This window comes from Bradyrhizobium sp. CCBAU 51745 (assembly GCF_028128715.1).
GTDB classification, from domain to species: domain Bacteria; phylum Pseudomonadota; class Alphaproteobacteria; order Rhizobiales; family Xanthobacteraceae; genus Bradyrhizobium; species Bradyrhizobium manausense.
The window spans coordinates 258174-272829 of sequence record NZ_LBJP01000088.1 but is presented as its reverse complement, the minus strand read 5'-3'; the positions used below and the strand labels follow the sequence as shown (position 1 = coordinate 272829).

General features: G+C 65.1%; 15 protein-coding genes and 1 other RNA gene. 9 read left to right on the top strand and 7 right to left on the bottom strand.

All coding sequences use genetic code 11. The annotated features are described in order from the left end of the window. The coding region (locus XH98_RS30385) for a DNA polymerase III subunit gamma/tau (protein WP_271620788.1) at nucleotides 1–1204 on the bottom strand (1204 nt) is incomplete at its 3' end. A gap of 95 nt (nucleotides 1205–1299) precedes the next feature. Beyond that, nucleotides 1300–1396: signal recognition particle sRNA small type (gene ffs / locus XH98_RS30380), an RNA gene on the bottom strand. Nucleotides 1397–1579: 183 nt separating this feature from the next. Between ffs and XH98_RS30375 the strand changes: the two genes are divergently transcribed. From XH98_RS30375 to XH98_RS30335, 9 genes are all read left to right on the top strand, one after another. Then, entirely contained in the window at nucleotides 1580–2434 is an 855-nt protein-coding gene (locus tag XH98_RS30375) for a transporter substrate-binding domain-containing protein (RefSeq protein WP_271603528.1), read from the top strand. Between the two features lie 112 nt (nucleotides 2435–2546). Then, entirely contained in the window at nucleotides 2547–3209 is a 663-nt protein-coding gene (locus XH98_RS30370) for an amino acid ABC transporter permease (protein WP_271603527.1), read from the top strand. Next, nucleotides 3206–4000, top strand: a complete 795-nt coding sequence (locus tag XH98_RS30365; RefSeq protein WP_271620787.1) for an amino acid ABC transporter ATP-binding protein — start codon at nucleotides 3206–3208, stop codon at nucleotides 3998–4000. The genes XH98_RS30370 and XH98_RS30365 overlap by 4 nt, the downstream gene beginning before the upstream one ends. Then, nucleotides 4000–4755 (top strand): SDR family NAD(P)-dependent oxidoreductase, encoded by a 756-nt coding sequence (locus tag XH98_RS30360; RefSeq protein ID WP_271620786.1) that lies wholly within the window; start codon nucleotides 4000–4002, stop codon nucleotides 4753–4755. Before XH98_RS30365 ends, XH98_RS30360 begins: the two co-directional genes overlap by 1 nt. Then, nucleotides 4752–5879 carry a muconate cycloisomerase family protein gene (locus XH98_RS30355; RefSeq protein WP_271620785.1) on the top strand — a complete coding sequence of 376 codons (1128 nt, stop codon included), beginning with the start codon at nucleotides 4752–4754 and terminating at the stop codon, nucleotides 5877–5879. The genes XH98_RS30360 and XH98_RS30355 overlap by 4 nt, the downstream gene beginning before the upstream one ends. Before the next feature lie 235 nt (nucleotides 5880–6114). Then, nucleotides 6115–6534 (top strand): HIT family protein, encoded by a 420-nt coding sequence (locus XH98_RS30350; protein WP_057748378.1) that lies wholly within the window; start codon nucleotides 6115–6117, stop codon nucleotides 6532–6534. Nucleotides 6535–6545: 11 nt separating this feature from the next. Beyond that, nucleotides 6546–7484 (top strand): NAD(+) diphosphatase, encoded by a 939-nt coding sequence (gene nudC, locus XH98_RS30345; protein ID WP_271620784.1) that lies wholly within the window; start codon nucleotides 6546–6548, stop codon nucleotides 7482–7484. An 8-nt stretch (nucleotides 7485–7492) separates the two neighbouring features. After that, the gene (locus XH98_RS30340) at nucleotides 7493–8413 is read left to right on the top strand and encodes a sugar kinase (protein ID WP_271620783.1); all 921 of its coding nucleotides are present in this window, start codon (nucleotides 7493–7495) and stop codon (nucleotides 8411–8413) included. A 99-nt stretch (nucleotides 8414–8512) separates the two neighbouring features. Beyond that, complete coding sequence (locus XH98_RS30335) at nucleotides 8513–9022, top strand: Lrp/AsnC family transcriptional regulator (RefSeq protein ID WP_057748368.1); 510 nt, start codon at nucleotides 8513–8515, stop codon at nucleotides 9020–9022. Nucleotides 9023–9205: 183 nt separating this feature from the next. Here the strand turns inward: XH98_RS30335 and XH98_RS30330 are convergent, their stop codons facing one another. The 5 genes from XH98_RS30330 to hrpB all read right to left on the bottom strand — a co-directional run bounded on the left by XH98_RS30330 (nucleotide 9206) and on the right by hrpB (nucleotide 14654). Beyond that, nucleotides 9206–10705 (bottom strand): phosphomannomutase/phosphoglucomutase, encoded by a 1500-nt coding sequence (locus XH98_RS30330; protein WP_271620782.1) that lies wholly within the window; start codon nucleotides 10703–10705, stop codon nucleotides 9206–9208. Nucleotides 10706–10860: 155 nt separating this feature from the next. Next, on the bottom strand, nucleotides 10861–11202 hold the full coding sequence (locus XH98_RS30325; RefSeq protein WP_271620781.1) for a HepT-like ribonuclease domain-containing protein: 342 nt from the start codon (nucleotides 11200–11202) through the stop codon (nucleotides 10861–10863). Then, nucleotides 11192–11488 carry a nucleotidyltransferase family protein gene (locus XH98_RS30320; RefSeq protein WP_271603519.1) on the bottom strand — a complete coding sequence of 99 codons (297 nt, stop codon included), beginning with the start codon at nucleotides 11486–11488 and terminating at the stop codon, nucleotides 11192–11194. Before XH98_RS30320 ends, XH98_RS30325 begins: the two co-directional genes overlap by 11 nt. A 60-nt stretch (nucleotides 11489–11548) precedes the next feature. Continuing rightward, nucleotides 11549–12049 carry a TIGR02281 family clan AA aspartic protease gene (locus XH98_RS30315; RefSeq protein ID WP_442868651.1) on the bottom strand — a complete coding sequence of 167 codons (501 nt, stop codon included), beginning with the start codon at nucleotides 12047–12049 and terminating at the stop codon, nucleotides 11549–11551. A 130-nt stretch (nucleotides 12050–12179) separates the two neighbouring features. After that, nucleotides 12180–14654, bottom strand: coding sequence for an ATP-dependent helicase HrpB (hrpB, locus tag XH98_RS30310; protein ID WP_271620780.1), 2475 nt, complete (start codon nucleotides 14652–14654; stop codon nucleotides 12180–12182). Between the last annotated feature and the right edge of the window lie 2 nt (nucleotides 14655–14656).

The window sequence follows — 14656 nt, the reverse complement described above, 5'->3', positions numbered from 1 at the left end:
CATTCTGCTCCAGCAACCGGATCGCTTCGTCCGGCGTCGGCAGATCGGCGACATAGGCGATGCGCACCAGCACCATCTCGGCGGCTGCGGCCGGGCGCGTCGCGCCCTGTACCTCGGTGATGCCCTTGAGCAGCATCTGCCACATCCGCGACAGCACGCGCATCGAGATCCTTGAGGCGAAATCCTTCGCGCGCACGCGCTCGGTCTCGCCATAGGCGACGTTGTCGGCCGTCGCCGGCACGATCTTCACGCGGGTGACGAAATTGACGAATTCAGCGAGATCCGACAGCACCACGATCGGATCCGCGCCGACATCGTACTGATCGCGGAACTCCTTGAACGCAGCCGCGATGTCGCCGCGTGCCAGCGACTCGAACAGATCGATGACACGGGTGCGGTCGGCAAGGCCCAGCATCTGCCTGACCGCATCGGCCTTCACCCGGCCCGCCGCATGGGCGATGGCCTGGTCGAGCAGCGACAGCGAATCGCGCACCGAGCCTTCGGCCGCGCGCGCGATGATCCCGAGCGCCTCCGGCTCGATCTCGACATGTTCCTTCGCGGCGATGTTGGCGAGATGCTTCATCAGCACGTCGGCCTCGACGCGGCGCAGGTCGAAGCGCTGGCAGCGCGACAGCACCGTGACCGGGACCTTGCGGATCTCGGTGGTGGCGAACACGAACTTGGCGTGCTCCGGCGGTTCCTCCAGCGTCTTCAGGAAGGCGTTGAACGCCGCCGTCGACAGCATGTGGACTTCGTCGATGATGTAGACCTTGTAGCGGGCACTGGCCGGAGCGTAGCGCACGCTGTCATTGATCTGGCGGACGTCGTCGACACCGGTGTGCGAGGCCGCATCCATCTCCAGCACGTCCATATGCCGGCTTTCCATGATCGCCTGACAATGCACGCCAAGGGTCGGCATGTGGATGGTCGGGCCCTTCACCGAACCGTCCGGCATCTCGTAGTTGAGCGCACGGGCGAGGATGCGCGCAGTGGTGGTCTTACCGACGCCGCGGACGCCGGTGAGGATCCAGGCCTGCGGAATCCGGCCGGTTTCGAACGCATTGGAGACGGTGCGGACCACCGCCTCCTGGCCGATCAGATCGTCGAAGCTCGAGGGACGGTATTTCCGCGCCAGCACCCGATAGGGCGCGTTGCCGGCCGGGCCGGCGCTATCAGGAGGTGGAGGGGCGCCAGCGTCGGTCATCGGTCAATCCGCAATGGAATGTCTCTCGGCTGGCTTTTGCGGACAGGAGCGCGCCAGCGGGAGGCCCGCCGGCGCTGGTTCGCTCGAAAAAACAGGTAGGAGACTGACGAGCGACCCGATCCGGACCTCGTTAGGGCTGCTTCCTTCCGGACCTGACCCGGTTGGCGAGTGGCTCGTCCACCGCCAATCTCCCGGTCCCTATTTGGGGCCAAAGGAGCGGGAAAGCAAGCGGGTATCATATCGGCCAACTTGATCTTGCCCAGCATCCGGGCAATTCCTGACCTGCCCAGCCGATAGGCTGTGCTTTCGCTACCAGGGCCGCCTTGGTAAGAACGCTGCCGGAACTCCACCTCACCAGAAAAGCGATTGATCCCAATGGTTACACGTCGTGATGTTGCATCGATTGTCGGACTTGGCGCCGTCGGCGCGGTGACCGCAAGCGCGCTGGCCTCGAAGGCCGTGGCCCAGGCGGCCGATCCCAACGAATCGACCTTCGCCCGCATCCGCCGCACCAAGAAGATGCGGATCGGTGCCGTCGGCGGCGGCGCGCCCTATTACATGAAGGATCTTTCCAGCGGCCAGTGGAAGGGCTTCTACATCGACATCGCCAAGGCGTTGGCCGACGACATGGAGGCCGAGCTCGAGATCACCGAGACGACTTGGGGCAATTCGGTGCTGGATCTGCAGTCCAACAAGATCGACATCTTCTTCGGCCTGAACCCGACGCCGAAGCGCGCGCTGGTGGTCGACTTCTCGGTGCCTGTCTTCAACAACGCCTTCGGCATTCTCTGCAAGAAGGACTTCAAGCCGAAGAGCTGGGCCGAGCTGAACTCGCCCGATATCAAGATCGCGGTCGACCAGGGCTCGTCCCACGACCAGGTCGTCAGCCGCCTGACGCCGAAGGCGCAGATCTCGCGGCTGAAGACCGCCGACGACGCCACCGCCGCGCTGCAGACCGGCCGCGTCGACGCGCAGTGCCTGATCACGATGCTGTCGCTGACCGTGCTGAAGAAGAACCCCTCGCTCGGCCAGTTCGTACTGCCGACGCCGATCTTCGCGACGACGTCGAATGCCGGCTTCCGCCGCGAGAACGACAAGACCTGGCGTGACTACGTCAACACCTGGATCGACTTCAACAGGGGCCTCGGCTTCATCCGCAACGCCATCATCACCAATATGGAGCTGGTGGGCGTGACCGAGGCGGACATCCCGCCGGGCGTGTCGCTGTAAGAGCAACGCTGTCATTCCGGGGCGATGCGAAGCATCGAACCCGGAATCTCGAGATTCCGGGCTCGCCCTCCGGGCGCCCCGGAATGACAGTACGAGACGAGTAATCGCACACATGTATCAGTGGGACTTCGGCATCCTCTGGAGCTATCGCTGGCTCTTTCTCAACGGGCTTGGCGTCACCGTCGGCTTCACCGTGGTGATCGTGCTGCTCGGCCTCGTGTTCGGCCTGTTCGGCGCTTTCGGCAGCCTGTCGCGCTTGAAGCCGGTGCGGCTCGTCGCCCTCGCCTTCATCGAGGCGTTCCGCTGCACGCCGATCCTGGTGCAGCTGATCTGGTTCTACTACGCGCTGCCGATCCTCGCCGGCGTCGAGATGACGCCGATTACGGCCTCGGCGCTGGCGCTCTCGCTCTACGGCGGCTCGTTCTATTCGGAGATCATCCGCGGCGGCATCATCTCGATCGACAAGGGCCAGTCGGAAGCCGGTGCCGCGCTCGGCATGACCCCAGGCCAGAGCATGCGGCGCATCGTGCTGCCGCAGGCGATCAAGCGCATGATCCCGGCGCTGATGAACCAGTCGATCATCCAGTTCAAGAACACGTCGCTGGTCTCGGTGCTGGCGGTGCCCGACCTCGTGTATCAGAGCCAGGTCGCGGCTCATGACAGCTACCGGCCGCTGGAGACCTACACCGCGGTTGCGGTCGCCTATGCGGCGATCCTGATCCCGCTCACCATCATCGTCCGCCGCGGCGAGAAGCACCTGGCGGTCAGCGAATGAGCGAGGCGTCGAAAATCGAGATCCGGGCCTTACGCAAGAGCTTTGGCAGCAACGAGGTTTTGAAGAACATCAATCTCGACGTCGCCAAGGGCGGCGTCGTCGCGCTGATCGGGCCTTCAGGCTCCGGCAAGTCGACGCTGCTCCGCTGCATCAATCTTCTGGTCGTGCCCGACGGCGGCAGCGTGCGCGTCGGTGATATCAGCTTTGCGTTCGGCGACGGCACAAAGCTCCCCGACGTAAAGAGCCTGGCAAAATTCCGCGCCACCACCGGCATGGTGTTCCAGCACTTCAACCTGTTCCCGCACATGACGACACTCCAGAACGTGATGGAGGGGCCGGTCACCGTGCGGCGCATGGCCAAGGCCGACGCCGAAAAGCTCGCGCGGGCGCAGCTCGCCAAGGTCGGGCTCGCGGAGAAGGCGGACCAATATCCGGCAACGCTGTCAGGCGGCCAGAAGCAGCGCGTTGCGATCGCACGCGCGCTGGCGATGGAGCCTGACGTCATGCTGTTCGACGAAGCGACCTCGGCGCTCGATCCCGAGCTCGTCGGCGAGGTGCTGAACGTGATCCAGCAGCTGGCCTCCGAAGGCATGACCATGGTGATCGTGACCCACGAAATCGCCTTTGCCCGCGAAGTCGCCGACCGCCTGATCTTCATGCGCGACGGCGTCGTGATCGAGGAAGGCCCGGCGCGGCAGGTGATCGACAATCCCAGGGAAGCCGCAACGCGCGCCTTCCTCAGCCATTTCCACCGCACCGGCGCGCTGCCGCCGGCCAACGCGACATCGTGATGCCTGAGATCAATCGCGTCTATCTCGTCACCGGCGCCGCCAGCGGCATCGGCCGTGCCGCGGCAAAGTTGCTTGCCGCACCCGGCACGGCGCTTCTGCTGCACACGCGCTCGAACGCCACGGGCCTCGATGCCACGGCAGCGGAAGCCGAAGCAAAGGGCGCCGCGGTCGCCAAATGCCTTGGCGATCTCGCCGGGGAAACAGCCGCGACCGGTGCCATCGCCGCGGTGCAATCGGCTTTCGGCCGGCTCGATGGCTTGGTTCTCGTCGGCGGCCATGCCCGCCGCGGCAGCGCGATCGGCACCCCGGCGGATCAGTTCCGGCAGGCGATGGACGAATCGGCGCTGGCTTTCACACGGATGGTCGAGGCTGCACTGCCGATGCTGCGGGCCGGGAATGATGCGCGGATCGTCGCGGTGTCCTCCTTCGTCGCACACGCGATCCGGCCCGAATTCGCGCCGTTCGCAGCGACGGCCGCGAGCCGCTCCGCGCTGGAAGCGCTGGTGCGACTCACCGCGATGGAGCTTGCAAAAGACGGCATCACCGTCAACGCGGTGTCGCCCGGCCTGATCGTCAAGGACAAGCCGGGCGAGAGCCGGCTTTCGCCCGAGCAGATCGCCGCAACGGAAGCGCTGATCCCGATGCGCCGCCGCGGGCGGCCGGAAGAAGTCGCCGAGATCATCGCCTTTCTGGCGTCCCCGAAAGCATCCTACGTCACCGGTCAGGTCTGGCACGTCAATGGAGGCCTGACATGACCGAAGCGACCATCCAGCGTCTCCGCCTATTCCTGATCGAAAGCCCGATCAAGATGGCGCGCCTGCAGGGCGTCGGCAACGTCAAGGGCACCGTGAAGCGCGTGCTGCTCGAGCTGACCTCGAGCGACGGCGTGATCGGCTGGGGCGAAGCTGCGCCGTGGGAGGTGTTCACGGGAACACAGGAAGCTGCGTTCGCGGCGCTCGACATTTATTTGCGGCCGATCGTGATCGGCAAATCCGTGCGCCGCATCCGCGCGCTGATGGCTGAGCTCGACCGCGCGCTGGTTGGGCACGCCGAAGCAAAAGTTGCGATTGAGATGGCGCTGCTCGACATCGTCGGCAAATCGTCGGGACTCTCGGTTGCCGACCTGCTCGGCGGCCGCGTGCGCGACACCATCCCGCTGTCGTTCTCCATCGCCGATCCTGACTTCGCCGCCGATCTCGAACGTATGCGCAAGATGGTTCCTGAGGGCAATGTCATCTACAAGGTCAAGACCGGCGTAAAACCGCATCGCGAGGACCTCGATCATCTCGAAGCGATCCGGAAAGAGTTCGGCGACAAGGTCGATCTGCGCGTCGACTACAACCAGGCTTTGGCGCCGTTCGGCGCCATCAAGATCCTGCGCGATGTCGAGGAATTTGCGCCGACCTTCATCGAGCAGCCAGTGCCGCGCAAGTTTCTCGACGTGATGGCGCAGCTCACCGCGGCGCTGGAAACGCCAGTGCTCGCGGACGAGAGCTGCTTCGATCGCCGTGACATGATGGAGGTCGTGCGCCGCGAGGCGGCCGATGCCGTCTCGATCAAATTGATGAAATCAGGCGGCCTGTACGAGGCGCAGGCGATCATGGCGATCGCCGACATCGCCGGCCTGCCCGGCTATGGCGGCACGCTGTGGGAAGGCGGCATTGGCCTCGCCGCCGGCACGCAGCTGATCGCGGCGACACCGGGCATCTCGCTCGGCTGTGAATTCTACATGCCGCATCACGTGCTGACCGAAGACGTGCTGGAGGAGCGCGTCGCCAACCGCGCCGGTCATGTGGTGGTGCCCGATGGCCCCGGCCTCGGCATTCGCGTCAGCGAAGCCTCGATCCGCGCCAATGCGCGGGTGTTGGCGGAGGCGTAGTTTTTTGGTCGTCCCGGCGAAAGTCAGGACCCATTACCCCAAGCCGGAGTCGCGAGGCGAGCTGGTCGCCGCGAATCTTCGCAAAACGGCTCCCTGGGGTCGTGGGTCCTGGATCTGCGCTTCGCTTGTCCAGGACGACGATCGCGTATGCGGTTGCCATCCTTTCCCTTACTGACCTCCTATCGTATGGTCTGGCCCAACACGCCCGACCCCATCGGGCCATCCGGAAACCTTCATGCCCGAACCCGCCTGGTCGCTGCACTCCCGCCTGAAAGAGGACACCATCGACATCGGCGACCTGCCGCTGTCGAAGGTGCTGGTCATCAAGGACGCCAACTATCCCTGGCTGCTGCTGGTGCCGCGGCGGCCTGATGCGGTCGAGATCATCGATCTCGACGAGGTGCAGCAGGCCCAGCTGATGACCGAGATCTCCCGCGTCTCGCGCGCGCTGAAGGAGATCACCAGATGCGACAAGCTCAATGTCGCGGCGCTCGGCAATCTCGTGCCGCAGCTTCATATTCATATCATCGCGCGCCGCACCGGTGACGCCGCATGGCCGCGGCCGGTCTGGGGCGTGATGAAACCCTTGGCGCATGACGCGGCCGAGGTACAGAATTTCATCAGCGCGCTTCGCAAGAAAATCTGGTTGGGTTGAAAGAACAAGAAATGTCAGCATTCGACTCGTTTCCCTTGGGGCAGCCGGCCTTCGTCACCAACGTCCTCGACCGCGCCGCGCATTTGCGCCGCGATGACGAAAAGCTGTTTGCACTGGAACAGAAACCGTCGTCGCGCGCCTATGTCATCTACCGCGACTCGCTGCTGGTGAAGCGCGAGGGCGACAAGGTGCGTGCGCTGCTCTCGATCGACGAGGCGCTGAAATGCGGCGCCAATCCCGGCACGATCTTTCTGGGCTTGCGCGACGGCGCGGCGATCTTCGGCATGGGCCTGGCACAGGCCGCAGCCGAGAAGCTGATCGGCCGTGACGACTACACCGTCACCGAGCTGCGCGGCATGGCGATGCAGGGCGCGATCCCGCCCGACCAGCTGTCGGCGATCGCGATGGCGAAATCGATGGTCAGCTGGCATCAGCGCCATGGCTATTGCGCCAATTGCGGCGCCCGCAGCGCGATGAAGGAAGGCGGCTGGAAGCGCGACTGCCCGGCGTGCAAGGCCGAGCATTTTCCGCGCACCGATCCTGTCGTGATCATGCTGGTGGCATCGGGCGAAAAGTGCCTGCTCGGCCGCCAGAAGCAGTTTCCGCCCGGCATGTTTTCGTGCCTCGCCGGCTTCGTCGAGGCCGCCGAAACCATCGAGGACGCCGTGCGCCGTGAAATCCTCGAAGAGTCGGGCATTCGCTGCACCGACGTGCAGTATTACATGTCGCAGCCGTGGCCCTATCCGTCGTCGCTGATGATTGGCTGCAGCGCGCGGGCGCTGAACGAGGACATCGTCGTCGATCATTCCGAGCTGGAGGATGCACGCTGGTTCACGCGCGATGAGGCGGCGCTGATGCTGAAACGGACGCATCCGGACGGACTGGCCGGGCCGCATCCGTTTGCGATCGCACATCATCTGCTCGGCCGCTGGGTGCACGACAGGAGCTGAGGCTGCCGATGGCGCACTCTGCGATCGCGCCGCGCATCCTGTGCATCGGCATTCCCGTGCGCGACCTCACCTTTCGGGTGGAGGCCGTGCCGGAGCGCGGCAGCAAGGCGAACGCGACGCATCTTGCCGAGATATGCGGCGGCAACGCGCTCAATGCCGCGATCGCGATGGCACGACTTGGCGGCCGCGTCGCGTTCGCAGGTCCCATGGGCGACGCGCAGGAGACGTCGAGCGGCTTCATTCTCGAACGGATGGCTTCCGAGGGGATTGATGTCGGGCGGATCGTGCGCGTTCGGGGCGCGGCCACGCCCGTCTCGGCGATCATCATCGACGCATCAGGCGAACGAACGCTGACGATCTACCGCGATCCCGCGCTGTGGAGCGTGAAGCTATCTGACGCCGACGAATTGCTCGCTTGTTGCCAGGCGGTTCTCGTCGAGAGCCGCTGCGGCGCCTTCTGCATTGATCTCTGCACCGAGGCGCGCCGGCGCGACATCCCCGTCATTGTCGGCGTCGATCGTGCGATGGCGCTGACCGACGATCTGCTCACAGCCGCCTCGCATCTGCTGTTCGCCAGCGAGCAGGTGCAGGAGACCGCTGGCATCACTGAGGACGGCGAGGCCTTGAAGCGGCTCGCCAAGCTCACGCCCGCATTCCTCGCCGCCACCCGCGGCCCGCACGGCACGATCTGGCTGAACGAGGCAGGCCAGCTGGAGGAAACACCCGCCTTCCCGGTCGAGGCGGTGGATACGCTTGGCGCTGGCGACGTCTTCCACGGCGCCTTCACCCTCCGGCTCGCTGAGGGCGGAGGCCTGCGCGAGGCGCTGCGATTCGCCGCGGCCGCTGCGGCGCTGAAATGCACCCGCCATGGTGGCGGCCTGGCCGCACCGCAACGTGTTGAAGTTGAAGAGCTTTTGCGCAGCGTCTGAGACGCCGAGCCAGCCCGCCGCCGAGATTATGGGCTTGCTATAGAATGATTTTCTCTATATCAGGGAAATCGGCCCCTGAAATGGAACAAAGTTCTTCAAATGACCGACCTCGCTGTCCAAATCCCCGAGACCAGCCGCCGCCTGGACGCCATCGACCGCAAGATCCTGATGGTCCTCCAGGAGGATGCCTCCCTGTCCGTTGCCGAAATCGGCGACCGGGTCGGACTGTCCTCGACCCCCTGCTGGAAGCGCATCCAGCGCCTCGAGGCCGACGGCGTGATCCTGAAGCGGGTGGCACTGGTCGATCAGAACAAGATCGGGCTCGGCATCTCCGTGTTCGTGTCGGTGGAGAGCTCCGATCATTCCGACGCCTGGCTGAAGAAGTTTGCCGAAGCGGTCAGCGCCATGCCCGAAGTGATGGAATTCTACCGCATGGCCGGCGACGTCGATTACATGCTGCGCGTAGTGGTCGCCGACATGCAGGCCTATGACATCTTCTACAAGAAGCTGATCAGCGCCGTGCCGCTGAAGAACGTCACCTCGCGCTTTGCGATGGAGAAGATCAAGTCGGTGACGGCGCTGCCGATCCCGGCGGTGGTGGCGGCTTAAGACATTTCGATGAGGGCGATCCTTCGCCCCACCAATGCTGTCATCGTCCGCGAAGGCGGACGATCCGGTATTCCAGAGACGCCAGTCGGATATCGATAGGCCGCGGCGTCCTGGATGCCCCGCCTTCGCGGGGCATGGCGGTGGCGTGTGTGGCGGCCTCCAGTCCTCCGCGAAGGGCGCTCCTCAAATCTTCTGGTTGTACTCTCCCACCTCGGGATGGGTCCGCAGCACGCTGTTCACCATCTCGAACATGTCGTGCATGCGCTGCTCGGAGACCGGGCTCTCGACCACGACCACGAGCTCGGGCTTGTTCGAGGAGGCGCGGACCAGGCCCCAGCTGCCGTCCTCGACGGTGACGCGCACGCCGTTGACGGTGACGAGATCGCGGATCGCCTGGCCGCCAATCTTGGCGCCCTTGGCCTGCAAGCCCTCGAAGTGCTTCACCACGGCGTCGATGACGCCGTACTTCACCTCGTCGGCACAATGCGGCGACATGGTCGGCGACGACCAGGTCTTTGGCAGCGCGTCCTTGAGGTCCGCCATGGACCTGCCGGGGGCGCGGTCGAGCATGTCGCAGATCGCGATCGCCGAGACGAGGCCGTCGTCATAGCCGCGCCCATACGGCTTGTTGAAGAAGAAATGGCCTGATTTCTCGAAGCCGGCGAGCGCACCGGTCTCGTTGGTGCGGCGCTTCATGTAGGAATGGCCGGTCTTCCAATAGGCGGTCCTGGCGCCCTGCTTCTGCAGCACGGGATCGGTGATGAAGAGACCGGTCGACTTCACGTCGACGATGAACTGCGCATCCTTGTGGATCGCCGACATGTCGCGCGCCAGCATCACGCCGACCTTGTCGGCAAAGATCTCCTCGCCGGTGTTGTCGACGACGCCGCAGCGGTCGCCGTCGCCGTCGAAGCCGAGGCCGACATCGGCCTTGTGATGCAGCACCGCGTCGCGGATCGCGTGCAGCATCTCCATGTCCTCAGGGTTCGGATTGTATTTCGGGAAGGTGTGGTCAAGCTCGGTGTCGAGCGGGATCACCTCGCAGCCGATCGCCTCCAGCACCTGCGGCGCGAATGCGCCGGCGGTGCCGTTGCCGCAGGCCGCGACGACCTTGAGCTTGCGCGTCAGCTTTGGCCGGTTGGTGAGATCGGCGATATAGCGTGCCGGATAGTTCTCGTGGAACTGGTAGGAGCCGCCCGCCTTGTTCTTGAACTCGGCATTGAGCACGATCTCTTTCAGCCGCGTCATCTCGTCGGGGCCGAAGGTCAGCGGACGGTTGGCGCCCATCTTCACGCCGGTCCAGCCATTGTCGTTGTGCGAGGCCGTGACCATCGCGACGGCGGGCACGTCGAGATCGAATTGCGCGAAATAGGCCATCGGCGTCACCGCAAGACCGATATCGTGCACCTTGCAGCCCGCCGCCATCAGGCCGGAGATCAGCGCATATTTGATCGAAGCCGAATAGCCGCGGAAATCATGGCCGGTGACGATCTCTTGGCTGACGCCAAGCTCGGCGATCAGCGCGCCCAGCCCCATGCCGAGCGCCTGCACGCCCATCAGGTTGATTTCCTTCTGGAACAACCAGCGCGCGTCGTATTCGCGGAAACCCGTGGGCTTCACCATCGGCTCGGATTCGAAGGCGTAGGTGTTGGGCAACAAGACGGATTTCGGCTTGGGGAACATTGAGGCGGTCTCGTGAAAATGACGGGAATTGATGCAGCCTTAGCGAATGCCAGGGCGCGGCGGAAGGCGGGAATGAAGGCTTATGGCCGATAATTGCGGCAGTTTGGTAACGGGAAATGGTGCGCTGAGAGAGATCCGCGCTTCTGGCGCATCGGCTATCGGCGTGCCAGTTCGTCTTCGACGGCTGCCCTGAGAGATGGCAGTGCCTGCTGAACGGTCTCCCAGACAAGGCGGGCTGCGACGTCCTCATAGTTGTGGCGATAGACATTGCCTGCAGCCGCCATCTGCCTCCATGCGATCGCTGGGTGCCTCGCCTTCAGTTCCTCTGGAAGACGCCGAGACGCCTCCGAAATGATCTCCAAACATCGCGTAACAGCGTAGACCGTCCGTAAATCCGTCGCGAATGCCTCGCGATCCAGATCTACGGCGAACTCGGTCGCCAAATCGATGTGATGTAAGATGTCCCGAAGGACTCCGTCGATGCGATCAGAAGGCATAGACAGCATCGGCTGTCGCGGCGGGCGCAACGTATGATTTCAGACCGTCGCGATTGACGATATCGACCCGCCCGTCAAAAAGGTTGGCGATATATTCCTTGAGTTCGATGTAGTCGAAGACCGTGATCCGCGCCTCCGGATCGATCTCGACCATAATATCGACATCGCTGTCAGGGCGATTTTCACCCCTCGCCACCGAGCCGAACAACGCGGCATGCAAGACGCCTCGCTCGCGTAGCGCGGGCTCGGATTGTCGGAGGATGTCGATCGCCTCGGGGCTGTTCATGGACGGAATATAGCACCCCGTCTGCCCTTAAGGGAGGCCCACCGACCAATTAGAGTGGATCTACTGCTCCAGCACCATCTGGCCGTTGGCGTACTCAAAGCGCTTCAGGCGCGACAGGAAGGAGAGGCCGAGCAGGTTCTCGGACAGCGCAGCGTCCGGCAGCACCATGGCATCGACATCGCGCACGACGAGGTCGCCGACCTCAAGCATCGCGATCCGGGTGCGCGCGGCCTTGACGGTGCCGTTCGCAGTGGTGACCGTGGCGCTGTACTCGTTGCGGGAGGGACGCAGGCCGAAGCGGGCGGCCGAGGTCTCGTTCAGCGCCACCACGGAAGCTCCGGTGTCGACCATGAAACCGATGCGCTGGCCGTCGATGCGGCCCTCGGCCTGGAAATGACCGCGGACATCCCGGGGAATGTTGAGGCTGCGGCTGCCGGCCGGCGCGGTGGTCGCAACTGCGACCGTCGGGTGCGGCGCTGACGTGGCGGAGGCGGAACTCATCCTGTCCGCCATCTGCGCCATGAATGTACCGAGACCGATCATCACGGCCGCGAAGATCATAATGTTACGCATCACACCACTTCCGAGCCGAACGCTCGATTTCACCACGCGGCGCGCCCGTCTGCGAGCGACGCCGCGGCAGGGCCCGGGTCATTTTGACGAAAAGGATGAGCGAACGGTTAATACCGCCTCACGTCCCGCGCGGCTTCGCCCGCCGGGTCGGCAGCGCGGTCGCCGGATCGTCCGGCCAGGGATGGCGCGGATAGCGGCCGCGCAGGTCGGAGCGCACCGCGGCGTAGCTGCCGCGCCAGAAGCCGGGGAGATCGCGCGTCACCTGCACCGGACGCTGCGCCGGCGACAGCAGCTCCAGCACCAGCGGCACCTTGCCGGCGGCGATCGAGGGATGGGTGTTGAGGCCGAACAATTCCTGCAGCCGCACGGCGATGGTCGGCCCCTGCTCGGCCTCGTAGTCGATCGCCAGCACGCTGCCCGTCGGCGCCTCGAAATGTGTCGGCGCCTCGCGGTCGAGCCGCGCGCGCATGTCCCAGGGCAAGAGCGCCATCAGTGCATCGGAGAGATCACCGGCGGAGACGTCCTTCAGCGCGATCTTGCCGTAGAGCGCGGGCACCAGCCAATCGTCGCGCCGCGCGATCAACCCGTCGTCCGACAGGTCGGGCCAATTGTCGCCCTCGGCCTTGCGCAGGAACATCACGCGGTCGCGCCATTGCTTTGCGGCCTTGGACCAGGGCAGTCGGTCGAGACCTGCGGCGATCAGACCATCGGCAAAAATGCGCGCGGTGTCTTCCGAGGGCGACACCGCAAGCGTTGCTTCGGAAAGTGTGATCGCGTGCAGCACGCGCTTGCGCCGCGCGCGCAGCGCCATCGCGCCGCGATCGAAGGAGATCTCGTCGGTGGTGTCGATATGTTCGGCAAAATGTCGCTCGATATCTTCTTCAGCAATTTGCGCTGCCAGCAGAATGCGACCGCTTGCGGCCGTGCCGGTCATTTCACCGATCGCGATGTAGGGCGCGCGGGCCAGCGACGAGGTCTGCTCCACTGCGGCGCCGCGACCGTTGGCGAGTACAAAACTGCCATTACCGCGGTTGCGGGCCACGCGGTCCGGGAAGGCATAAGCAAGCATCAGGCCGGTCGAGAGATCCTCCTGCGGTCCCGGCTTCTCCGACGCTGCCACTTGCGAGGCCCAGCGCCGCGCCAGATCGCGCGCGCTCGCCGCTCGCGGCGAACGGTCGCGGCGAAACTGGTCGCGCCGGTGCTCCAGATCGGCGCTGTCGCCGCCGAGCCCGCGTTCGGTGAGGATCGCCGCGATCTCGGCCGCTTCCTCGCCGCACCCTGCGCGATGCGAATCCACGATCGTGCGCGCCAGCCGCGGCGGCAGCGCCAGTGCGCGCAGGCTCTTGCCCTCGGCGGTGATGCGGCCGTCGCGATCGAGCGCGTTGAGCTCGGCGAGGAGGCTTTTGGCTTCCTTCCATGCCGGCTGTGGCGGCGGGTCGAGGAACGACAGCGCGGCCGGATCGGCGACGCCCCATTGCGCGAGATCGAGCACCAGCGAGGAGAGATCGGCGCTGAGGATTTCCGGCTGCGTATAGGGCGCCAGCGAGGCCGTCTGCGGCTCGTCCCAGAGCCGGTAGCAGACGCCAGGCTCGGTGCGGCCGGCGCGGCCGCGGCGCTGGTCCACCGCCGCACGCGAGGCGCGGACCGTCTCGAGCCGCGTCAGGCCGATATCGGGCTCATAGCGCGGCACCCGGGCAAGGCCGGAATCGACGACGATGCGCACGCCTTCGATGGTGAGCGAGGTCTCCGCGATCGAGGTCGCGAGCACCACTTTTCGCGTGCCCTTCGGCGCCGGTGCGATGGCGCGATCCTGCACGGCGGCATCAAGCGCGCCGAACAGCGGCACGATCTCGATACTGGCGTCCTGCACGCGCTCGGCCAGGAAATTCTGGGTACGACGGATTTCGGCGGCACCCGGCAGAAAGGCGAGCACCGAGCCGCTGTCGGCGCGCAGTGCCGATGCGATGGCATCCGCCATCTGCCGCTCGATCGGCGCATCCGCCTTGCGGCCGAGATAACGGGTCTCGACCGGAAAGGCGCGGCCCTCGCTCTCGACGACCGGCGCTTCTCCGAGCAGCCTTGCCACACGCGCGCCATCAAGCGTCGCCGACATCACCAGGATGCGCAGATCTTCGCGCAGGCCGAGCTGCGCATCGCGCGCCAGCGCAAGGCCGAGATCTGCATCGAGCGAGCGCTCGTGGAATTCGTCAAACAGGATGGCGGCAACACCGGAAAGCTCAGGATCGTCGAGGATCTGCCGGGTAAAGATGCCTTCGGTCACGACCTCGATGCGGGTTGCACGCGAGATCTTCGAGCCGAAGCGGACGCGATAGCCCACGGTCTCGCCAGCGCGCTCGCCGAGCGACTTGGCCATGCGGTCGGCGCTGGCCCGTGCCGCGATGCGGCGCGGCTCCAGCACGATGATCTTCTTGCCTTTGGCCCAGGGCGCATCGAGCAGCGCCAGCGGCACCCGCGTGGTCTTGCCGGCGCCGGGGGGCGCCACCAGCACGGCGGCGTTGTGCTGACCCAGCGTGCGCGAGAGGTCGTCGAGCACGGCATCGATCGGGAGGGGCGTGTCGAAGTTGCGGGGCAAGG